Origin of the sequence: Aeromonas bestiarum, from assembly GCF_028751155.1 — a bacterium.
GTDB classification, from domain to species: domain Bacteria; phylum Pseudomonadota; class Gammaproteobacteria; order Enterobacterales; family Aeromonadaceae; genus Aeromonas; species Aeromonas bestiarum.
Genome location: NZ_CP064746.1, coordinates 1,622,447 through 1,645,020, shown reverse-complemented (window position 1 = coordinate 1,645,020; position 22,574 = coordinate 1,622,447). Strand labels below are relative to the sequence as shown.

The 22,574-nt window shown below is 50.1% G+C and carries 18 protein-coding genes, 3 tRNA genes and 2 pseudogenes; 7 read left to right on the top strand and 16 right to left on the bottom strand.

Annotated features, from left to right (window positions below; translation table 11 throughout):
* Nucleotides 1-204: 204 nt before the first annotated feature.
* The 16 genes and pseudogenes from IU367_RS07825 to IU367_RS07750 all read right to left on the bottom strand — a co-directional run.
* Nucleotides 205-813, bottom strand: a complete 609-nt coding sequence (locus tag IU367_RS07825; protein WP_274453901.1) for a hypothetical protein — start codon at nucleotides 811-813, stop codon at nucleotides 205-207.
* Nucleotides 814-1,409: 596 nt separating this feature from the next.
* Nucleotides 1,410-2,225 carry a hypothetical protein gene (locus tag IU367_RS07820; protein ID WP_274453900.1) on the bottom strand — a complete coding sequence of 272 codons (816 nt, stop codon included), beginning with the start codon at nucleotides 2,223-2,225 and terminating at the stop codon, nucleotides 1,410-1,412.
* 483 nt (nucleotides 2,226-2,708) lie between these two features.
* Nucleotides 2,709-2,939 (bottom strand): helix-turn-helix transcriptional regulator, encoded by a 231-nt coding sequence (locus tag IU367_RS07815; protein ID WP_274453899.1) that lies wholly within the window; start codon nucleotides 2,937-2,939, stop codon nucleotides 2,709-2,711.
* A 127-nt stretch (nucleotides 2,940-3,066) separates the two neighbouring features.
* The gene (locus IU367_RS07810; RefSeq protein WP_274453898.1) at nucleotides 3,067-3,939 is read right to left on the bottom strand and encodes a hypothetical protein; all 873 of its coding nucleotides are present in this window, start codon (nucleotides 3,937-3,939) and stop codon (nucleotides 3,067-3,069) included.
* Between the two features lie 11 nt (nucleotides 3,940-3,950).
* On the bottom strand, nucleotides 3,951-5,168 hold the full coding sequence (locus IU367_RS07805; protein ID WP_274453897.1) for a tyrosine-type recombinase/integrase: 1,218 nt from the start codon (nucleotides 5,166-5,168) through the stop codon (nucleotides 3,951-3,953).
* Nucleotides 5,169-5,431: 263 nt separating this feature from the next.
* Nucleotides 5,432-5,518: transfer RNA gene (locus IU367_RS07800), tRNA-Leu, on the bottom strand.
* Between the two features lie 41 nt (nucleotides 5,519-5,559).
* Nucleotides 5,560-5,633 (bottom strand) — tRNA-Cys (locus IU367_RS07795).
* A 35-nt stretch (nucleotides 5,634-5,668) separates the two neighbouring features.
* Nucleotides 5,669-5,744: transfer RNA gene (locus IU367_RS07790), tRNA-Gly, on the bottom strand.
* Between the two features lie 183 nt (nucleotides 5,745-5,927).
* A complete protein-coding gene (gene pgsA, locus IU367_RS07785; protein ID WP_042036538.1) occupies nucleotides 5,928-6,482 on the bottom strand; it encodes a CDP-diacylglycerol--glycerol-3-phosphate 3-phosphatidyltransferase in 555 nt (184 codons plus the stop codon).
* A gap of 475 nt (nucleotides 6,483-6,957) precedes the next feature.
* Nucleotides 6,958-8,811 carry an excinuclease ABC subunit UvrC gene (gene uvrC / locus IU367_RS07780; RefSeq protein WP_043556606.1) on the bottom strand — a complete coding sequence of 618 codons (1,854 nt, stop codon included), beginning with the start codon at nucleotides 8,809-8,811 and terminating at the stop codon, nucleotides 6,958-6,960.
* A gap of 129 nt (nucleotides 8,812-8,940) precedes the next feature.
* A complete protein-coding gene (gene uvrY, locus IU367_RS07775; RefSeq protein ID WP_011706579.1) occupies nucleotides 8,941-9,585 on the bottom strand; it encodes a UvrY/SirA/GacA family response regulator transcription factor in 645 nt (214 codons plus the stop codon).
* A gap of 212 nt (nucleotides 9,586-9,797) precedes the next feature.
* Nucleotides 9,798-10,559: a 3-deoxy-manno-octulosonate cytidylyltransferase gene (gene kdsB / locus IU367_RS07770; protein ID WP_098983579.1), complete on the bottom strand. Its 762-nt coding sequence runs from the start codon at nucleotides 10,557-10,559 to the stop codon at nucleotides 9,798-9,800.
* Complete coding sequence (locus IU367_RS07765; RefSeq protein ID WP_042036532.1) at nucleotides 10,556-10,744, bottom strand: Trm112 family protein; 189 nt, start codon at nucleotides 10,742-10,744, stop codon at nucleotides 10,556-10,558. The genes kdsB and IU367_RS07765 overlap by 4 nt, the downstream gene beginning before the upstream one ends.
* Before the next feature lie 167 nt (nucleotides 10,745-10,911).
* Nucleotides 10,912-11,907 (bottom strand): tetraacyldisaccharide 4'-kinase, encoded by a 996-nt coding sequence (lpxK, locus tag IU367_RS07760; RefSeq protein WP_274453896.1) that lies wholly within the window; start codon nucleotides 11,905-11,907, stop codon nucleotides 10,912-10,914.
* Nucleotides 11,907-13,676, bottom strand: a complete 1,770-nt coding sequence (gene msbA / locus IU367_RS07755; protein ID WP_274453894.1) for a lipid A ABC transporter ATP-binding protein/permease MsbA — start codon at nucleotides 13,674-13,676, stop codon at nucleotides 11,907-11,909. Before msbA ends, lpxK begins: the two co-directional genes overlap by 1 nt.
* Nucleotides 13,677-14,020: 344 nt before the next feature.
* Nucleotides 14,021-14,620: pseudogene (locus IU367_RS07750) on the bottom strand (ComEC/Rec2 family competence protein); the annotation flags it as partial.
* On the opposite strand from IU367_RS07750, the pseudogene IU367_RS22075 reads away from it, so the two are divergent.
* From IU367_RS22075 to IU367_RS07720, 7 genes and pseudogenes are all read left to right on the top strand, one after another.
* Nucleotides 14,608-14,655: pseudogene (locus tag IU367_RS22075) on the top strand (hypothetical protein); the annotation flags it as partial. The pseudogenes IU367_RS07750 and IU367_RS22075 overlap by 13 nt on opposite strands.
* 458 nt (nucleotides 14,656-15,113) lie before the next feature.
* Nucleotides 15,114-16,577 carry a tyrosine-type recombinase/integrase gene (locus IU367_RS07745; RefSeq protein ID WP_274453893.1) on the top strand — a complete coding sequence of 488 codons (1,464 nt, stop codon included), beginning with the start codon at nucleotides 15,114-15,116 and terminating at the stop codon, nucleotides 16,575-16,577.
* Nucleotides 16,577-18,382 carry a hypothetical protein gene (locus IU367_RS07740; RefSeq protein WP_274453892.1) on the top strand — a complete coding sequence of 602 codons (1,806 nt, stop codon included), beginning with the start codon at nucleotides 16,577-16,579 and terminating at the stop codon, nucleotides 18,380-18,382. The genes IU367_RS07745 and IU367_RS07740 overlap by 1 nt, the downstream gene beginning before the upstream one ends.
* Nucleotides 18,379-20,307, top strand: a complete 1,929-nt coding sequence (locus IU367_RS07735) for a hypothetical protein (protein WP_274453891.1) — start codon at nucleotides 18,379-18,381, stop codon at nucleotides 20,305-20,307. Before IU367_RS07740 ends, IU367_RS07735 begins: the two co-directional genes overlap by 4 nt.
* Complete coding sequence (locus tag IU367_RS07730; protein ID WP_274453890.1) at nucleotides 20,304-20,756, top strand: hypothetical protein; 453 nt, start codon at nucleotides 20,304-20,306, stop codon at nucleotides 20,754-20,756. Before IU367_RS07735 ends, IU367_RS07730 begins: the two co-directional genes overlap by 4 nt.
* 495 nt (nucleotides 20,757-21,251) lie before the next feature.
* On the top strand, nucleotides 21,252-21,491 hold the full coding sequence (locus IU367_RS07725; RefSeq protein ID WP_274453889.1) for a hypothetical protein: 240 nt from the start codon (nucleotides 21,252-21,254) through the stop codon (nucleotides 21,489-21,491).
* A 236-nt stretch (nucleotides 21,492-21,727) separates the two neighbouring features.
* A complete protein-coding gene (locus IU367_RS07720) occupies nucleotides 21,728-22,432 on the top strand; it encodes a hypothetical protein (RefSeq protein WP_274453888.1) in 705 nt (234 codons plus the stop codon).
* Nucleotides 22,433-22,574: the final 142 nt, after the last annotated feature.

The following is a 22,574-nucleotide window of genomic DNA, read 5'->3' as shown; positions in this document are numbered from 1 at the left end:
CGGCAGGGCTTAGGGTTTCCTTGCTAACTCCGGAGACGATGTAAAATCTCATGACAGAGTGCCATCATTCTTGAGGTACCACTAGTTTTCTGAACATCCACTGTGAGATTTATCACACTATATCGGTTGTGATGGAGGCCCAGTATGCTGCAGCAAATTGGTACTGGTTAACGGCTAGATGATAAGAAGACCTGTACAGAAAAGTTAAGGCATTCTCTCACGAACAATTCTTTTCATTTTTGGACGCTTGCCCATTGCTTTATAGAGTTCATCTACGGCATTAACTTCAAGATATATTTTTAAGTTCTTGGGTTCCCATTTTGAATCATAACCTTTCTTAATTCCTAAAGCTGATGTGTATCTTTTAAATTTATTGGCATTCAAAAAATCACAAATTTGTTCTGCATTCTCAAACTGGACTTCTTTTCTGAACTTTACAACAGTCAAAATCTTGTGCAAATAAATTTTATAACCCAAAGAGTCGTTAGCAGCGACGTTATCGCAAAAGGAGGTTATCAAATACGATATCATCGTAGACAGTTCAGCGGCCTTGAAACACTTATCACCACCTCTTGCAGTATATTTTAAGCCTGCACCACCATAAAGATCATGTAACAACTCTATAACTGCAGAATCTAAATTCAAAGTCATTGGCTTAAATCCAGACGCCACCACTCTATTTTTTGACGCCCTCTTTCTCTCCGTTGCCTGGCGTGTAATGTCAGAGTCAACAAGCTCAGCCGCTTGCTTAGTCCTCAGCTCTCGCACTATCGAGCGTTTATTTAACGACTCTTTTTTTTTGAATTTTTTCACACATTTACTCATTATAAATTTGCCTCACAACAAAAATTAAACTCGACATCAGATCTGAAAACCAGACATCAAACCAAGTAATGCCACTCATTGCATCACGCTCACAAAGGAATTTTAAATTGCAGCGCACCTAGCAACACGCCATAAACTTGTGTCACTTACATATGCAAGACAGCGAATTGTGACCATCACAAACGTTAATTTTCGTACATTATTGCTACCAACTATATCAGCGATACAATCGTGACGCTCACAACCCCCCTGTACAGAAATAACCATTAAACTTGTGACTGTCACAACTAGTCTCATCATAGCGACGCTAGAGCAAACGGCCGACTGCATTGGTAAGGCAATGCAGTCATTGCTAGAAAGTACCGATGTCGACAGTCACAGCAATATCCATCGTAACTTCCGTGATCAGAGACAATCTGCGCCTTGTTAAAAAACTAGAGCTCGATACTTGGAGGCAAGATAACTACCTCATCAGGCTACAAGCTTACAATGCAACCCGATGAGTAGTGTTAGCCACCTAATATAGCCAATAGACAGTTCCATTGTGGAGTATGGGTAATCTAATAGCATAGAATAGCTAAGCATCATTTTTTACCACGGACAGGCTCTTTCAATGTTGTACCATGCTGCCGCACCCTATACATGAACTCTAAGTCAGATGATTTCAATGAGTCCAGCTTCAGTAATGCATCAACAAAGTTGCGGTTTGACAACCTGACTTTCTTTGTTCTCCTACGGTCCTTGGCGTCATAATACGACTCCACTTGTTGCCACATAACTTTGCAAATATAAGCCGTTTGCCTTAATGGTTCTTTGAACTTCTGAAACAAAACAGGCCTACATTTTCGAATGTGAACGTTGCTTGGCGTTTGCTGATTTTCAAATGTATTCCTCAATCTTTTCCATTCTCTAGAATGAGAATTTTTGCATCTAACTAAAAGATGAAAATGAGGCATCCAGCGTTGATATTCTGAATGGAAATCCACCTCAAAAAAACCTATTACAACATCCGTTACGCCCGCGCGTTCTAGTTGTTTACGAAGCTTGTTTTTCAAGCGAACGATATCTAGGTGATCTAACTCGCGAACCATTTCGTCATAATAGATGAACGTTGCAACTTTCCACGCTGTATAGTCTTCACTAAAAAGTACTAGTTGACTTATCTTTCTTATCCGAAATTTCCTTATACATTCAGGACATGCAAAACTAAAACAAGGTTCTTCATCTAGACAATCTGATAGTTTTGATGCAAGTAGCTTTCCATTATAGCCACTCGTTCTAGAAAGCTTTCCTATTCGTAACTCCTTTTCTTTCCTACATGCTTTCAATGTTTCAAATTTTGGTAACATAGTCTCAACTGCAATAAGTTCATTTGTCTTAGCACTGAGAAATCTTTTCATTGTTAACACCTAAAGTTTATTATGTCCATACTCTAAGCTGCTCGCTAAACGACAATTTAGGCCCATCATGACTACGTGTAACTTATACCATCAGAAATTGACATACAGTGAGTTATTAGTACCTTCCTTATAAGGGTAATAATGTTTATATTTCTGATGCTGTGGCTAAGGCCTGCAATATTTACGGAAGAAAAAAATAAATATCAAATGGTCAACACTGTCAGCTATTTTTGAATAGACAACATTAGTACATTACACAGAGAACTGCATCAAGAGCGGCGTGACTTCTTATTAACCTTGAGGTGTCCTTCCGCATTTTCAGCAATATTCTAAACGCTTCTGGTTATTTTTTCTTCAGTTGTTCACATAGTCTCGATGGTTTCCAATGTATAAAATCGTTCAAACCTGGCGTACAGAACAAGAAAATTTATACAGCAGAAAACAATGCTCACAGCTCTGATGCTGTAGCTTGTATGCTTCCCCTTATATCACTTGATTGTTGTTGCGGTCGTTCATCCAGTTACGCACTTCTTCGGCACGCCAAGCGGTCACACGCTCACCTAACTTCACAGGTTTCGGGATCTTGCCAATGGCAGACCAGCGCCACAAGGTAACAACGGCGATCCCTAGTAGAGGAGCTAATGCTTTGGCTCGGATATAACCTTCCATGGGTAACTTGTGCAGGTTGGTTTCTTGAACTTCATATACTGACATGGCCTAGGTACTCCCTTTATGTTTTAACGTGTCGGAAGTCATTAGAGCATGAAGAAGGTGGAAAGCAGTGATAGGTAAGGCCTACCTTACATCAGGTAAGCCAACGAATGCCTACCTGACATTGATTTTATTTGCTCTTGTGTGGAGTGCCGTTGTTCATTGCAGCTCCAAGAATCCGCTCTATCACCTGATCAGATAAGGGCGCGGGATCGTTGGCGGGTCTATCAGGAAACAGCTGCAAGGCATGATCTAATATCGTGTCTGCCCACTCTTTCGCTGTATTTCCACATTCATCAGGCCATCTCAGTTTTGCATGGATGGCAGCAGCTAAAATCAGCTCACGATTTGCCGCATAGCGTTCTGCTTGGTGACTAGGTTTGCGCTGGATTAGCTCATTGGCTTGTTGAATTTGTTCGACTTGCTCAACAGACAATCCGACTTGCCTCTCTAGTGGTGAGCCTGTGGTAAAGCTAGTATGTAGTCGTATCAAGTCCGCTTGTTTGAGATAAAAATCCTTAACCGTGGGCGGGCGCTCCCACTCTTTCAAGTCCGCGAATGCAATATCCCCCTCACTGGTCTTAGCCATGACTCGTACATAAATGTCTTCCAGCCCCATGGACATATCGTCCTCAAAGAAACTTATTATATTCGGTGGTAACTGCCAGAGCCCGTATAGCATGGCCCTTTGTGATCGACTTGAATATTCCAATTCATCAGAACCCACAGGTCGAATGGCAGTATTTAAACCCAATATGAATTTTTTGTTTTTGCGCTGGTTGAAACGATTAAGAAAATCATCTGTAAGCTCTGGAAAATGAACCTCGACTACCGGTTCATTAGTCAGCAATAAGTATAACTCTACCCGCTCAGTTGCCCCAAAATGGATCAGGTCTGATACCTCACAACCTAGTATTTCTGCAGCCCGGCCCAGTCGGCAATATTCAAGTTGCGTCAGAAGGTTTAGCCTGCTCTGGGTGGTTTGGTTGGGTTTCTGGGTCATCTCATCGCCTTTCAACGTTGCAAAATTACTCGTTTGAAGTTCACACAGTGCTCTGTGTCGCCTTTCTGGGAGTCATAGAAATCAGCCAGCCACTGTAACAGATTACGGCGGTCGTCCAAGTATTCGGCCCGGTGGTAGGCCGCCCTCACCTTATTGCGTTCGGCGTGGGCCAGCTGACGCTCGATCACATCCGGATCAAAGCCCTCCTCGTTCAGAGTGGTGGAAGCCAGCGCCCGGAATCCATGCGGCGTGGCGATCCCCTTGTAGCCCATTCGCCCCATGGCATAACTCAGGGTGTTTTCGCTGATGGGGTTGGTCAACTTGCGCTCGCTCGGGAACAGCAACTCACAATGGCCGGTCAGTGGGCGCAGCTCATCGAGCACGGCCAACGCCTGGCGGGAAAGGGGAACAAGGTGCTCGGTTCGCATCTTCATCCGCGCAGCAGGGATCCGCCATTCGGCCCGTTCCATGTCGAACTCATTCCAACGGGCAAAACGCACCTCACCAGGGCGTGTCATGGTCAACATCAGCAGATGGAAGGCAAGGCGAGTCGCCGGATTCAGCGGCTCGGCCTCAAGGCGGCGGAAGAACTCTGGCAGCTCAGAACGGGGTAAGGCGGGCCTGTGCTCCTGCTTGGTGGCCTTGAGCGCCCCTCTTAGGTCTTGGGCTGGGTTGTAGCTGGCTCGTCCGGTCTGGATGGCGTAGCGCATGATAGAGCCGATCCGCTGCAGGATCCGGCCCGCGGTTTCAGTAACTCCCCGCTTCTCGACCTTGCGCAGAGCATCTAGCATCATGGGCGCGGTCAGCTCGGCAACTGGCACAACCCCAATATCGGGGAAGACATCCACTTCAAGCGATTTTAGCACCCTGGCTGCATGGACAGGCGTCCAGCGGGCAAGCTGGCTCTGGTGCCACTCTCGTGCCAGTGCCTCGAAGTTGCTCTCGCTTGCCAGCTTGTTGGCGATCTTGCTCTGCTTTTTGACGAGGCCCGGATCCACCCCTTCAGCTAGCTGCCGGCGAGCATCATCCCGTTTGGCCCTTGCCTCTTTCAGTGACACTTCGGGATAGACGCCCAAGGCGAGCGTCTTCTCTTTGCCACCGTGGCGATACTTGAGGCGCCAATACTTACCGGACTGGTTGACCAACAAGAACAACCCTTTCTCATCGGATAGCTTCTGCAGCTTGCCATTGAACTTGGCTTGTCGGGCAGTGATATCAGATAACGGCATATGGGGGTATCTCCCGTGTGTTTGCTTGGGGGTACTTGCACACACAGGGGTATCTGTCACCACGGCACAGCCCAGACAGAGCAAGGGCTAGGCACGTTTGGGGGTACTTTTAACCCCTATCAGAACCAATACCCCCAGATGTACCCCCAGAGCTGGGGGTATGTTGTGACTGGATATGATACGACAAGACATAACAAAAAACCCGCAAAGCCTTAAGCTATGCGGGTTTCAGATATGTTTTGATACAGCATGATATTCTAATATGGTGCCCGAGGCCGGAATCGAACCGGCACGACGCGAACGTCGAGGGATTTTAAATCCCTTGTGTCTACCGATTTCACCACTCGGGCACCGCAATCGGTATCAAGTCCGCGCGGCGGGCTTGTCAATATGGAGGCACGTTCCGGAGTCGAACCGGACTAAACGGATTTGCAATCCGCTGCATAACCGCTTTGCTAACGCGCCATGCAAAAGAGAGTTGGCTCTCTATTGTCTGAATTTGGAGCGGGAAACGAGACTCGAACTCGCGACCCCGACCTTGGCAAGGTCGTGCTCTACCAACTGAGCTATTCCCGCATTGGTCTGGCTGACTGCCTGACTACGAGGACGCATTCTAGCGATGTTCCTCGCCCAGTCAACCAAAAATGTTTAATACCCTGATCGTTCGGGTGTTTTTTACCCTTTTCCTGCACTTTTACCACTCATGATCGTTTCCCTGCCCCAATGGCGGGGAAACGATGCTTTATGCCAAAGCAGGAACTAGAAGCGGGAGTGGTAGGTCAGATCGCCCCAGGCCGCCTTCATGTATTGGAACATGGACCAGAAGGTGAGCACGGTCGCCACATAGAGCAGCACGTAGGCGAGCCATACCATCCAGATGTCGTACTGCCAGATGAGGCCGGTGAGCGACACCATCTGGATCATGGTCTTCCACTTGCCAATCCAGCTGACCGCCACCGAGGAGCGTTTGCCGAGCTCGGCCATCCATTCACGCAGGGCGGAGATGATGATCTCGCGGCCAATCATGGTCATGGCGGGGATGGTGACCCAGATGGTGTTGTAGTGTTCGACTATGACCACCAGCGCCGCCGCCACCATGATCTTGTCGGCGACCGGATCGAGGAAGGCGCCGAAGGCGGTGGACTGGTTCAGCTTGCGGGCGAGGTAGCCATCAAACCAGTCGGTCGCGGCCGCCAGAATGAAGACAAGGGCCGCCGCCAGATAGGACCACTGATAGGGTACATAGAACAGGATGACGAAGACGGGGATGAGCAAGATCCGAAAAAACGTCAGCAGGTTAGGAATATTTGTCATTATTTTCAGCCACTTCTTGTATGCCGCTACATGGTAGCCCCAAGCCGATCACGGATGCAACCGGACAGGCGCCCGCCTTGGTCTATTAATCCATCAACAACCTCAGGATGCAGGCCATTATGGCATTTACGGGCCCCCTGCGTCACGGCTCTTGTGCACCCAGAGGCGGGATGGTGGCCACGATTCAGAGCGAATGCAAGGCATCCAGGATGGACTGGGTTGAATGCCGAGCGCGACGAGCCCTGACCCCTGGCTCAGAGCGAGCGCAGGACATAGTGAATGGTGTGGGTCAGACCAGCGCCTGGCTGATGCCGAGCACCCTGCCGCCTCAGAGCGAGTGCAGGGCATAGTGAATGGCGTGGATCAAACCAGCGCCGGGCTGATGCCCAGTACCCTGCCAGCTCAGAGCGAGCGCAGGGCATCGTGAATGGAATGAACTGGGCCACGCCGGGCTGATGCCCAGTACCCTGCCGCCTCAGAGCGAGTGCAGCGCATCATGAATAGACTGAGCCAGCTCCTGGCTGATGCCGGGCACCTTGGCGAGCTCGTCCACCCCTGCCTTCTTCACCTCCTGCAACCCGCCCAGGTACTTGAGCAGGGCCTGACGCCGCTTGGGCCCCACCCCCGGAATGTCCTCCAGGGTACTGGTGGTGCGGGCCTTGGCGCGCCGCGCCCGGTGGCCCGTGATGGCAAAACGGTGAGATTCGTCGCGAATATGCTGAATAAGGTGCAAAGCGGGCATATCTGCCGGCAAGTGCAACTCTTCGTGACTCTCCCCCAGGATAAGGGTCTCCAGCCCCGCCTTGCGGGTCACCCCCTTGGCGATGCCCACCAGCAGCGGGTATTTGCCGCCGAGGAACTCCAGCTGACGGGCCAGGATCTCCTCGGCGCGGCGCAGCTGACCCAGGCCGCCGTCGATAAACAGCACGTCCGGCACCTTGTCCGGCTCCTGCAGCTTGCCAAAGCGCCGCTCCAGTACCTGCTCCATGGCGGCGTAGTCATCCCCCCCCGTGATGCCGTCGATATTGAAACGGCGGTATTCCGAGGAGAGCGGCCCCTCCCGGTTGAACACCACGCAGGAAGCCACGGTACGCTCCCCCATGGTGTGGGAGATGTCGTAACACTCCATCCGGGCGATGGGCTGCTCCAGCTCCAGCAACTCTTCCAGCTGGCTGAAGCGGGCCTGGGTGGTGCTCTTGTGGGCGAGGCGCGAGCGCAGCGCCGTTTGCGCATTGATGGAGGCGAGCTTGATAAAGCGCGCTCGTTCACTACGAGTACGGCTCACCACCCGCACCTTGTAACCTGCGGTCTGGCTCAGGGTCTCGGCAATCACGCTCTCATCCTCGAGGGCCACGTCCAGCAGCACCTCGCTCGGGATCTGCCTGCCCCCCTGCCCCGACAGATAGAACTGCAGCAGGAAGGATTGCACCACCTCCTCCAGCGGCGTATCGCTAGGCACCTTGGGGAAGTAGCTGCGGGAACCCAGCACCTTGCCCTGACGAATGAAGAGCACATGGATGCAGGCGGCGCCTTGCTCGAACGCCACCCCCACCACATCCAGTTCATCGAGCACGTTGCCGCTCACCGACTGCTGCTCGGTCACCCGGCGCAGGGCCTGGATCTGATCCCGGTAGCGGGCCGCATCCTCGAAGCGCAGATCGCCGCTGGCAGACTCCATCTTGCCCACCAGCTCCCCTATCACCTGCTGGTTCTTGCCCGCCAGAAACAGCTTGGCCAGCTCCACCTGCTGGGCATATTCTGCCTCACTCACCAACCCCGCCACGCAAGGGCCGGCGCAGCGCTTGAGCTGATAGAGCAGGCAGGGACGGGTACGGTTGGCATAGACGGCATCCTCGCACTGGCGCACCGGGAAGATCTTCTGCATCAGGTGCAGGCTCTCGCGCACGGCGCCGCCCGAAGGGTAAGGGCCGAAGTACTCCCCCTTCACCTTGCGCGCGCCGCGATGGACGCCGATGCGGGGATGCCGGTGCCCTGTGATGATGATCCAGGGGTAGGATTTGTCGTCGCGCAGCAGCACGTTGTAGCGCGGCTGATATTGCTTGATGAGGTTGTGCTCGAGGATCAGCGCCTCTGTCTCTGTGTGGGTCACCATCACCTGGATATCGGCAATCTGACGCACCAGGGTATGGGTCTTGATGCTGTCGACCTTGGTGCGAAAGTAGGAGGAGAGCCGTTTTTTAAGATCCTTGGCCTTGCCCACATAGATGACGGTGCCACCGCTGTCGTACATGCGGTAGACGCCGCTCTGGTGAGTCACGGCGCTCAGAAAGGCCTTGCTGTCAAAAAGGGGCTCGGGAGAAAGGGTCATCGGCTACTCGGCTCAACACAAAGGGGCGAAAACGATAGAAGTCGGCATCAACGGGGAGAGCATACTGCGCCAGGCCGGCGAAATGCAAAAAGGCGGCACCCGCCGCCTTTTTGACTCCCCGCCACCCGCTTACAGGGTGTCGGCGTCCAGCATGCCATAGCGAATGGCCAGATGGGTCAGCTCCACATCGCCGTTGATGTTGAGCTTGCTGAACAGGCGGTAACGGTAGCTGTTGACCGTCTTCGGGCTCAGGTTCAGCTGCTCGGAGATGTCGGTCACCTTCTGCCCCTTGGTGATCATCATCATGATCTGCAACTCGCGCTCGGAGAGGGACTTGAAGGGATTTTCATCCGCCGACGCAAACTGGCTGAGCGCCATCTGCTGGGCGATCTCGGGGGAGATGTAACGCTGGCCCGAGTGCACCAGGCGAATGGCGTGGATCATCTCGTCCGGAGCGGCGCCCTTGGTGAGATAACCGGCAGCGCCCGCCTGCATCACCTTGGTGGGGAACGGATTTTCTGAATGAATGGTCAGCACTATGATGCGCACATCGGGCCGGATCCGCAGTATCTTGCGGGTCGCCTCCAGGCCGCCGATGCCCGGCATGTTCATGTCCATCAGGATCACGTCTGGATGGTGCTGACGACAGAAAGTGACTGCGGTTTCCCCGCTCTGCGCCTCACCCACCACCTTGATCCCGCGGACATCTTCCAAAATGCGTCTTATCCCTGTACGCACCAACTCATGATCATCGACCAGGAATACATTTATCACCCAAACACCCCGTATTTTTATCTCGTTATATGCCAGTTAGGGTTAACACGGCGTCTTGCATCATAACCAAACTCGCTGGTTTGGCAAACCATGGGCGGGAAAAGTTTGAAAGTGCTCATAAATGACGTTTGTAATCAAATAATTATGCAAGGATTCAACACAAAAAACGGCGCCCGCAGGCACCGTTCAGAGTCATGTCGGTGGGGCTGGCATCAGTTCGCCAGCAGCGCACGCACCTTGTCCAGATCGGCCTGGGTATCCACCCCGACCGGCGGCGCTTGCAGCGCCTGGGCCACGTGGATCTTCTCTCCGTACCAGAGCACCCGCAGTTGCTCCAGGGCCTCGACCTGCTCCAGCACGCTTGGCGCCCAGTCCACGTAACGCTGGATGAAACCGGCGCGATAGGCGTAGATGCCGATGTGACGCTGGTAGTGATCACCAATCTGTTCGTGGCCCTTGGCAAAGCGATCCCTGTCCCAGGGAATGCTGGCCCGGCTGAAGTAGAGGGCGTAGCCATCCTTGTCGGTCACCACCTTGACCGCGTTCGGGTTGAACGCCTCCTCCGCATCCACAATGGGCACTGAGAGGGTGGCCATGGGCGCCGTCGCCGCGGCCAGATTGTCGGCCACCTGACGTATGATGGCGGGCGGAATGAGCGGCTCATCCCCCTGCACATTGACGATGATGGTATCGCTGGCAAAGCCGTAGTGACGACACACTTCCGCCAGGCGCTCGGTGCCGGACTGGTGATCCTGCGAGGTCATGCACACCTCAAAGCCCGCGAGCGCGGCACAGGAGGCCAGCGCGCTGCGTACCCGCTCGTCATCGGTGGCGACGATCACCCGATCCGCGCCGGATTGCAGGGCCTTTTCCACCACGTGCTGCACCATGGGCTTGCCATGGATGTCCGCCAGCGGCTTGCCCGGCAAGCGGGTGGAGGCGTAGCGGGCAGGAATGATCACCACGAAACTCATGACGGCATCTCGTCGCTATTGAGGTGACGGGCGCGGTTCTCCAGCAGCACAGGGATCCCCTCCTCCAGCGGATAGGCCAGCTTGTCGAAACGGCAGACCAGCTCGTGTACGGCCTTGTTGTAGTGCAGCTTCCCCTTGCAAACCGGGCAGGCGATGATGTCGAGCAATTTGATATCCAGTGCCAAAACGAAACTCCTTCAACGATGTCGAGCAAACGACTATCTCGAGCGGGCCAAAATGCCGGGCACGCTATGATGTCGAGCCATTGATATTCTACAATCCGGAGCCAAATCGCGGCTCCTTCCACCCTATCGAGCGGGCCAGGATGCCGGACCAGCCGGCATGCCATTCTTCAGTGTTCAGTGTCGGAAGCAGGCGCCTTTGCCGGATGCAATTTCTGCAACAGGCTGTCGAGCAAGGAAGCAGGCAACTCGGCACTGACCGGCAGATACCACCAGTTATCCGGCGCAAACCCCCGACACTTGACCGCGTCTTTTTCGGTCATCAGCAACGGCCGCTCGCCGAAGCGGGCGAGCAGTCCATCCCGCTCAAACGCCTGATGATCCGCATAACCGACGCTCTGCTGCAGCTCATAACCAAGGCTGTTCAGGGTGGCGAAGAAACGGGGGGGATGGCCTATGCCGGCCAGGGCATCCACGCTGCGGGGCAAGGGCTCGCTGGCGGGCATGTCATCGCGCACCCGGCGCGGCGCATCGGCCACCAGCGCCATGGGGTACTCCCCTCGGGCCGGCGTGCCGCCGTTGCAGATGATGGCATCCACCCGCTTGAGCCGGGTCACAGGCTCGCGCAGCGGCCCCATGGGCAGCAGGCAGGCGTTGCCAAAACGACGCACTCCGTCCACCACCACCAGTTCGATGTCGCGGGCCAGCCCATAGTGCTGCAGACCGTCGTCTGTGATGATGATGTCCACCTCGCCACCTTGCTCCAGCAGACGCACCGCATCGGCCCGTTTCGGGGCGACCACCACGGGGCAGCCGCAGCGACGGGCGATGAGCACGGGCTCGTCACCCGCCTGCGCCGTGCCGCTATTGGCATCGAGCCGGTAGGGATAATGGGGCGCCTTGCCGCCATAGCCGCGACTCACCACTCCGGGCCTGAACCCGCGGGCTTGCAGCTGTTCCACCAGCCAGACCACGACCGGGGTCTTGCCGTTGCCGCCCACCGAGATATTGCCCACCACTATCACCGGCAGGCTGGCCCGATAGGCCCTGAACCAGCCGCGTCGATAGGCGACGCGACGAGCGCCGCTGATGATGGCAAACAGCAGGGCAAAGGGGGCCAGCAACCAGCGCCAGCGGCTCTGCCCATACCAGAGTTGCTGCAGCATTAGCCCTTGTTACCCGCAGCTACGTTGCCGAACTGGATGGCGCGCAACTGGGCATAGGTGCCCTGATTGGCCATCAAGGCTTCGTGGTTGCCGCGCTCGACGATATGACCCTCGTCGATCACCAGGATCTCGTCCGCCTTCTCTATGGTGGAGAGGCGGTGGGCGATCACCAGCGAGGTACGCGCCTTGCACAGTTCGTCGATGGCAGCCTGGATGTGACGCTCGGACTCGGTATCGAGCGCAGAGGTCGCCTCATCCAGCAGCAACACGGGGGCATCGCGCAGCAGGGCGCGGGCGATGGCGATACGCTGGCGCTGACCACCGGACAGTGAAGCCCCGTTCTCGCCGACCACGGTATCGTACCCCTGGGTCATCTTGCTGACGAACTCGTCGGCATGGGCGATGCGGGCCGCCTGCTGGATCTCTTCCCGGCTGTATTTCTCTTCCGCCGCATAGGCGATGTTGCTGGCGACAGTGTCGTTGAACAGGTGCACATGCTGGGAGACCAGGGCGTACTGCTTGCGCAGCTCGCTCAGGCGGTACTCGCGAATATTGACGCCATCGAGCAGGATCTCGCCCTGCTCCACGTCGTAGAAACGGGTCAGCAGGCTGGCGATGGTGCTCTTGCCTGAGCCTGAGCGCCCCACCAGGGCCACGGATTTACCCGCTTCAACCTTGAAGCTGACGTTGTGCAGCGCAGGGGTGTCCTTGGTCGGGTAGGTGAAGGTGACGTTGCGAAACTCGATCTCGCCACGGGCGCGATCCAGGGTACGGGTACCGCTGTCCTCTTCCGGGGTGGAATCGAGCAGACCGAACAGGCTCTGACAGGCGGTGATGCCGCGCTGGAACTGGTTGTTCACGTCGGTCAGGCTCTTGAGCGGCTTGAGCAGCATCATCATGGAGGTGACCATGACGGTGAAGGTACCGGCGGTCAGGGTCGCCTTGACGCTGTCTATGGTCGCCACGTAGAGGAACACGGCCAGGGCGACCGAGGCCACCATCTGCACTATGGGGCTGCCGATGGCATCGGCGGCGACCATCTTCATGGTCTGCTGGCGCATATGGTTGCTGACGCGGAAGAAGCGTTTCTCTTCGACCTGCTGGCCACCGAACATCAGCACCTCTTTATGACCCTTGAGCATCTGCTCGGTCGAGGTGGTAATGTCGCCCACCGCCTGCTGGATGTGGCGGCTGATCTTGCGAAAACGACGGCTGATGAGGCCAATCAGTATGCCCACCACAGGGCCCACCACCAGGAAGATCACCGACAACTGCCAGGAGTGCCAGAACATCAGGCCGAGCAGACCGATCACGGTCGCCCCTTCCCGCACCAGCGAGACCAGAGTGGAGCTGGCGGCAGAGGAAACCTGACCGGCGTCATAGGTCACCTTGGCCAGCAGGTTGCCGGTATTCTGGCGATCGAAGAAGCTCATGGGCATGGCCATCAGGTGGCTGAACACCTGCTGTTGCAGCCGCATCACCACATGGTTGCCGACCCAGGCCATGCAATAGTTGGAGAGGAAGGTGGCGCAGCCACGCAGGGCAACGATGCCGAGTACGAAGAAAGGCATCCATTTCAGCACGCCGCTGTCATTGCCATTGAGGCCCTGATCGATCAGTGGCTTGATGGAGTAGACGAAGGTGGTATCCACGGCGGCATAGCCCAGCATCCCTATGATGCCGCCGACCAGACCCAGCTTGCGATCCCGGACATAACCGAGCAGACGCTTGAAGACGGGCCAGCTGTCTTGTGAGGTTTCTTGTTGCATGAATAGCCGTTAATAAGGGAAATGACGGGGTATTCTAGCCAAAGCTTGCGCATCCACCAAGCGCCGCCATCTTGATAGCCAGAGTCCGAACCGGAAATGACGGATTAATGCCCAAGCCAACGCCTGCGCATCCACCAGGCGCCGCCATCTTGATAGCCAGAGTCCACACCGGAAATGACGGATTAATGCCCAAGCCAACGCCTGCGCATCCACCAGGCGCCGCCATCTTGATAGCCAAAACCCGGCATTCGACAGAAGGAGATGATGGATTATTTCCTGGCCGGCTCCGGGCCGGCGGCCCCTCGCCACAGCGGATCCTGGCGGGACATGGCAGAAGGCAAGCTGGGCCAGCCCGCGGGACGCCACCAGGCGCCCCCCCGGCGATACCAGGGGCCATGGTCGCGCTCGGCACGGATGCCGAACCCGTCAGCCCGGGGTTCAATCAGGATAGCGCCATCCAGCCCGGTGACCCACTGGCTGGCCTGCCGATAGCGGGCCACCACCTCGGGACGGGGAAAGCCCCACTGATTAATAAATCCCGCACTGTGCACCACATACCGTACATTCACGGCCGCGACGAAAGCCGGGGTGGACGAGGTGCGACTGCCATGATGAGGGCTCACCAGCAGGGTGCTGGCCAGCTCGCCCCGATCCAGTGCCAGCAGGCGGCGTTCCGTCTCCTGCTCTATGTCCGCGCTGAGCAGGATGCGCCGGTTGCCGTCGCTTATCTGCAGCACGCAGCCGTCGTTGTTATGGCCGCGTCCAGGCTGCTCGGGCCAGAGCACGGCAAAGTCGAGCCCCTGCCAGCGCCAGCGCTGGCCACGCCGGCACAGGGTGGTGAGCTTGCCAAACGCGAACGAGGAGAGCTCATGCCGCACCGGCAGCGCCCGCAATATGGCCCGGCGATTGCCAGCGTGATCCCTGTCCTTGTGGCTCACTGTTACGTTATAAACATGACAGTCTACTGTTACGCATCTAAATGTGAGCAAATCACACTGCCATAACGTCCTGTAGAATGCGGCACGCTCAGGGACTGCTACTTAATAAATCCTGCTTTGGATCTCCTCTTGATACTCATCCCCTCCTCTATTTATTATTTTCACTTTTCTTTCTTGCCACAGTAAAAACTCTACTTTTAATCTCGAGAATGCATTAATTAAGAATAAAAACACATTAAGCCACCATTAAAATCTTAAAAAATTTACCTCCACTCACTCTGGTGCTATGGTCATCCCAATGCAAAGCAACAGTGTTTTTTGCATTAAATGACACAGTGAACATTGAACTCTTTATATGGCACAACTTCACTGCTATCAACAAAAACACCAACATAAAAGTGACCAAATGAAATTCTCGTAATCTGGCAAACCCAACATTATTTAAATACTTTACAACCAACATCAAGCTGCATTGCATTTACCAATGAAGAGGTCCTCTATGTCCGTAGAATCTATTATCACCTCCAACACTACAAAGATAATTAGCTACGAATTAAAAAACTGGAAATACTGCGAGTCGGAAGCCGATGTAGATGAACATGGCGAACTTACAATACGTAGTAGTGGCGAGTTTCAACAAATAGGCCCCATCACTTTGCTTTACTATGTTGAGTTTGATGACAATAGCAAAGTTTTATTCTCAGAGCCAATAGAGGCAGCTAATGTTTACCTTATGTACCAAAAAATACGAAATGATGCGAAGTGCATTTCGGTAGCATCTCGTGCCCTCAAACATTTTTTTAGCTTTTTGGTTAATGAGAACGTCTCAAGACGTCAAACCAATCAACCTGAATTACATTGGGATACAATGCCAATACGAGAAAGCCAACGACCGACTTATCGTTACCGCCAGTGCCTCAAGAGCTGCTACCACTCCGACGATCCGAGCATTCGTTTAGCTAGGAGTACCTGCATTGCCTACTTGAATAGGATCGTGGATTTTTATAAGCATTATCTTAAAAATCACTTCCATTTTGAAAATGCTCCATTCCAATATGAGCTAATAAATATCAACGTTCAGAATAGTCATACATATATGCAGGCGCAGCGGCGCATTCAAATACACACTACCGACTTACGCTTGAGGCTAGGTAAAGACCGACGCAAACGCCCTAGTCCACTAACTGCTCTTGCACCATATCAATGGGCTGCACTAGCAAACATTCTATTAAATACATGTAGAGTACTGACTAGACGTAATGGGAATTTAGTACTAACTAAATTCCCTGAAGAGTTCAGCTGGATATTTTTGCTAATGCGCTGGGCGGGTCTACGTCGCGAAGAGGTGTTGACTTTGCGAACCAACCTACTATTTAAACCAAATACCATTCAAATGAATCATGGATACGTAGAGATTGATATTGGCCCATCAACAGGGGTTGATACAAAATTTGATAAAGAAAGAACAATTGAAATCCCTAGCCAGCTAATGGCTATGCTCTATGATTATCTACAATCGACTCGTTATATTCGACGTCGAGATAAATTTATAGTTCAAAACGCCATACAACAGAATCAGATCAATGATAGTTATCTTTTCATAAACGAGAAAGGGAAGCCATATTCGCTGAGCACACTTAATGCTCGCTGGTCAGATCTTCGTCGCACTCTAGAACACCCAACTATAGGATTAAATGAACCGTTCCAACATAAGGCCCACAACTTACGTTCAACTTACGCTGTCGAACGTTTTATTAATTTACTGAACCATGGTGTAGATGAAGGTAAAGCATTTAGCCATGTGCAGGGACATCTTGGCCATGAACGAGAAGGTACGACCTGGAATTACATGCACCAAGCTCAAGATATGCGTAAAGGGAAACGAAGCCCGCAGGAAATATGGGAAAATGTTTTGGACTTTCATTTTGAACAGGGAGCCTTTGCTCCTACAGGAGACAAATAATGACATTTAAGAAAAGCAGCTCGCGAAAGTTGCCACAAAGTAACATAACTAAGCCAAATCTCCCGATCCCCATATCAATTGAAGCCATGGTTATCGAAACACCAATGGGAAAGTGTTATTTCAAAAGATTAAAATATAAAGGTTGCCCAATAACGAGCAAAGGGAGTAATTGCAAGAATCCAGGAGATCTGTCACCAGAACCTTGGCATATTGATATGCATCGTGACAATGAAATAATAACATTATACAACATATTTATTGACAGGCCCATCAACTCTTCAACTAAAAATTACTTTGAGAATATGTGTGAATATATTCGCGCCCTTGATAAAGCAGAGCGCACCTTTAATTTCTCCAAGGAAAATGTGATATGGTATGGTCAAGAAATTGTACGATTAATGAAGCTTGGAAAAATGCAAGGAGGTATTACTGGAGGCGTGGCTGCTAATCGAAAATCTGCTTTATCGATGGTGTTAAAGGCGCAAGGTCTACACAATCTAGCTAGAATGCTACCGTCAATTTTGGTTCGCGACACAATTCCTCATCCAACTCTGGATGACGACAACTTCACAGAAATAGGTAAGTTTTTACATAGAGGGTATCGAGGTTATATGGCAATACTCCAAGCCGGCTCTTACCCAACATTATGCCAGTTATTTGACCAAGAACGCTTAATAAAATTAGACAAATCCGAGTCTGAAATAATCCACCAACGGGGAATAGCGAAGCGACGTGCAAAGCCATCAAATGGAGACTGGCGTAATTCTTTGGTAAGAATAGCCATGTTATTAACATATATGTTTACTGGTATTAATCCTACACCATTATATTCATTACGACGCTGTGATATTAAATTCAAAAAAGGTGTAGGTAATAATTATGAGCTGGATAGTATTAAACACCGTGCTTTTGGCCAGAAACAAACCAATGAACTAGGATTTACTCGCTATAGCAAAGGTTTCTTTGAATCGTGGTTGTCGGCAATTGAGTGTTGGTCTAATGACCCAAACACACCAGTGTTTCCTCGATTTAAAGCTGACGGAAAAATCACAACCTGGAATGCTTTATCACCACAAGGAATTATTAATAATATCCTTATAACCTATAAACTACCTAAAGTGACCGCTAGCATATTTCGTAAGACTCGCTCTCAAATGTTGATGCGGGTGCTTAATGATCCTCATGCCGTCGCAGACGCTAACAACAATAGCATTGAAACAACCAGCAAAGATTATCTCCATGGCGTAGAAGCTCATCACAACTTAGCAAATGCAGGAGCTTCAAAGGCTTTGTTCAAATTAGCTAAGGGAGAAAACAAGGCAGAAGTAATCGCGGAATTTGAAAAAAACTGTAAAGACCCATTGACCTCACTAGAGTTCCTTAAAGAAAAAAAACAACTTCCACAAATCACACTAACAGGACTTTGTTGCTGGCAACCATCAACTGACAAGATTGCTAAAGAACAAATAAAATATCGTAACACCAACAAAGAACTAGACATGTGCATTGATTTCATTGGCTGTTTTGATTGCCCATCACACGCCTTAGTTGCTGATACAGATAATATTTGGATGATGCTTTCATTCTATGACACAGTACGTCAAATGCTTTCTAGACCATCATATAACAGCACCCCATCAGAAAATTTTTACCACTTAGAAATGAAAACAAAAATCATCCTAGACAAGCTTCGTTCTAAAGCTCCAAAAGCCTATCGAGAAGCTGAAGAAATGAACCGCATTGAATCACATCCACTATATAGTGACTCAAATTCAATCGATGACTTACTGAGAATTTACAAATGAATTTACTCTATGTTTTTCCTTTCCGAACTTATGTTACACAGGCTAGAATTGTTGCCACAACGAATACAGATGGAACACCATGCAGCTATGTTGATGATCTAACCTGGGATTACCATGGAATGCTTTCAAATACGTTTGGTAAATCCTTGAAAATAAATTTTGGTCATATCGACATGAGATATCGCAATGAAATTCAACATACTTTACATGCGATATCTAGGGGAAAGAATTGGGGTTTTTCGACGTTACTTAACCGACGTTCAGCATTAGTACATATCGCTGAGCTGATCGGATCAGCAGATTGGAATACTATTAACTCAGAAGCTAGATACATTCTCTTTAAAAGAGAACTAAAATCTAAACGTCTCAGTAATAGCGTTGTAGTACTCATCCACATTACATTGAATGATATGTTTGATATTGGTATCACACAGCGATTTATAGATCCTAGTGAAAACTTCACCAAAAAACTATCATCAGACAGAAAAACTCAACAGCATATTGCCTTACCGGAACCGATGATGAATAAATTATTATCTAAGGCGATAGATATAATAGAGGAATATCATCCATATCGTTATTCAATCAGTATGGCTTATGAGGCTTACTTTACTGAATTAAATCGCCGAAAAGAGCAAGGAATCAGAATTCATGATTTATCTGCCTGGGCACAAAAAAATATTACGCATGGAATCCCTTTCTCTAATTTTTGCTTAGACGGGCATGCATCTAATGCTATTGAAATCCAAACAGCTTGCTGGCTGGTGCTGATTGGATTCAGTGGCATTAGAACATGTGAAGGATTATCCATGAATGCTAGTAGTTACGATGATAGCCGTAGTTATAATGGTAATGCCATCCCATTAATACATGGTGAAATTAGTAAAACCCAGCCAACAGGTAAACCAAAAGCTGAAACTTGGATAACGCATCCTGTTGTAAAGCTAGCGCTGGAGTTAGCTTATGAAATGAGCATGTTTGCTCGTATCTATTATCGAAAAAAGCTGAACACCTTACCCCAAAAGAGCTCGTATAAAAACCTATTACATGCAACATCATCAGCATTCTTGATCCTCAGCATAAATAAGCAGTCCGGACAAGTCATCAACAAAAACATAACCCAGCAATTGCACAGATTCGCAGAAAAATATGACGTTAGAGCAAGTGCCGATGATATTCTTGAGTTTAATACACTCAATCCTACTCGCAAAGGACAATTGTCTGCTGGAGATCTACTTCCAAAACTATCAAACCACGACTTTAGACGTAGTTATGCGGTTTTCTTTATGAGGAATAGGTTCGGAAACCTGATGTCTCTACGAGCACAGTTCAAACATCAAAACATAAATATGACTTATTGGTATCAGAATGGTGCATCATTAGCTGCATATTTCGACTTACATATGGACATTGAATTACAAAAAATGATTCAAACAGCTAATCAAGATATTCATGAGCAAGTTCTATATTATATCTATAATGATGCAGAGACGCTAAGTGGCGTTGAAGGGCATAAGATAATTTCCGCTCGCAAGACGTATCAAGTTGATTACCCTGGCCAAATTTACATGACCAAAGAAGAAATAAAAAATAGTCTTCGTAAGAAGAACATATCAGTGGTTGAACACCCGACGGGATATTGTTTCAATCCGAAATGTGATCGAGTTTGTTCGAGCGATAAAGAATCAGAAATTTGCGCACATGAAGTAGTGACACCAGAGAAAGCACGAGAAGCTCTTCCTCGTCATCAACGCTTGGTGAACAAATTCAGAGCATTGAATAATGGTCGCTATTACATGAGAGCAGTCTTAGCAGATATTCAGACACATATTAAAAGTATCGAGAAAACCTTGAATGAGCACAATATACCTTTCGAACCATTCACAGACTTAATCAACTCCTCCAGCATAGGAGATATTGCATGAACGCTAAAACCCAGATTACCAAGCAACGTCTTCGCAATGCTTTACAGCGCCTGCTGGACGGAAAACCAGAGCGTACCAAGGCTGACAGTAAGATCAGTCTGTCACGCATAAACAACGAAGCAGGGTGTAGCCACGGGTTGATATACAAGTACCCTGAGGTAATCTCTGAGGCCAAGGTGGCAATTGAACAGCACAAGATCAATCAGCAACGTAACAACATACTGGAGAGCCTATCAACTCGTACTAATAAGGAAACACGACTCAAGGCTGAGTGCGACAAACAAGAAAAACTTAAACGTGACTACCGCGATCAACGAGACAATCTTCAAGTACTAGCTGACAATGCTGTTAGGCGGGAGAACGCACTGCTATTTCGTTGCCATGAACTACAACTGGAGCTTAATTTGATTAAGAATACCAAAGTTGTTCCGCTACATGATAAGGGGTGAGTACCCAACCATCCTTAGTAGCGAGCAAAAATCTCGCTACTAAGGAGTGTCCAACCAGCGTGTAGTCAGGATTTATGACACCACATGATCATCAGGAGGTCCGCCCTTAACTCTATCGATAGACTGCCTGATTCTAGTACTACCATCCCCCAGAGCAACCACCTCTGACCCATCACCGTCCTAAGTCTTGCTAGCTACTCGATGTGATACGGGCCGCCTCGATCACTGCCCTGACCTATTGACGAAGCCAAGACTTAGTGGGGCTTTGCATTGCTGTTCACTGGCTGTTTTTTGTACAAAAATAGGGCCAAAAGCAGAAGTCGAGCGAATACGCCTAGACACCGGAGATAGGCTGGCAATATCATGATTTGAAGGTTATTTTTCCATATCGGTGATAGTAGTGGAGCCAAGTTAAACGAAAGGTTCTGTTATCGAATTCATACTACCGCTTATCAATCACTGTTATGCCTCTTGACTAAGGAGCCCTCGATGAGAATGTCGTCAACACCCGAGCAGACCGCCAGCGCAATCTGGTCCATCTTCGTTGGGCATTTCAAGTCGTATCCGGGTCACGGCCTTCGAATCAGTAATTTTCTTGCCGTTTGGCATAGTCGTGGACTCCAATTCGAAGACTTCAAACTGGGTATGGTTTTCGCCACAGAGAAGGAATGGGTTGAAGTCATTGATGGTGGCATTTCATTTAGACTTAGTGACGCCGGTTTCACCGAAGCTTAACAGCCGGTCATCAGGGGAAAGTTCATGTCACACTTTGCAATTGGTATTTTGTCTTTTTCTGCGGCCATTCTGCTGCCTGTCCTGTATCTCGTAGCTCGACAGCTACGTCGCTTTGGCGCTTGGGTTCAGCGCAACGAAGGCCCCAGAGAAAGAACTGGCGCTATGGTAGTAATTCTTGCAGCACTCGGTTTTGCCGGCGGAAGCTTTGCACAACCTCTACTTGAGAAGGGCCAAGAATGCCAAGCGCAAGGCCAGCCTGTCGTTCAATGCATGTTCTTCCCGTCGCGATAACGAGGCATAACCCTGCGTTCGAGGCGACTTGGGCGAAAAACCGCGCAGGCGCCTCAACTCCACGCTATGCGAATAATTTAACAGTTGAGGCTTTAATGGTTTACTTTGTTCTAGGTCTGTTATGCGGTGTTACTGCAACTATATGGTATTTAGTATTTGATTTTTCATTCGATTTTGACCATGCATTTACAGTTAATCTTAGCATTGCAGTAGCAACAATCATCGCAACTGCAATTCATTTCGACTCAGTACACAAACAACGAAAAGACAGACTATGGGAGATTAACAAAGATAGCTTACTCAAGTTATCAAAGGCTATTTCAGATGCTGTTGATATGTCAGGAAGACTAGCTGACAGTCATTTTAACCAAGAGCAAGGGATTCCAGAACGAGTAAATACTGATGGTTCCAATATAGTTCACGCTAAATTAAAGGAAGTTCTTTCAGACTCGCTGTACGTATACAAGCCACTTTTAAGTCCAGATCTTATCTTGTCTATTGAAGCGTATCAAGATGCGCAAAAAAAGATTGCAGAAGATTATAATAATGATGAGTTATCGATATTTGAAGCGTACGACAAGCAGTGGGATGCTCAGAAAAAGCTTCAGGGTGTAATTTCGACATTCATTAAAAATGTATCAGGCGTGTAACTTACATAACAAAAACATTTAATAGTGGTTCACATTGTGTCGATTTTTTCACTATGTATTGAGTTTGCGTTTAGCATGATTACAACCAGTTTTTATTATGTCGCTCACTATTTAATAGGGTGTCATACGTCATAAGGATATT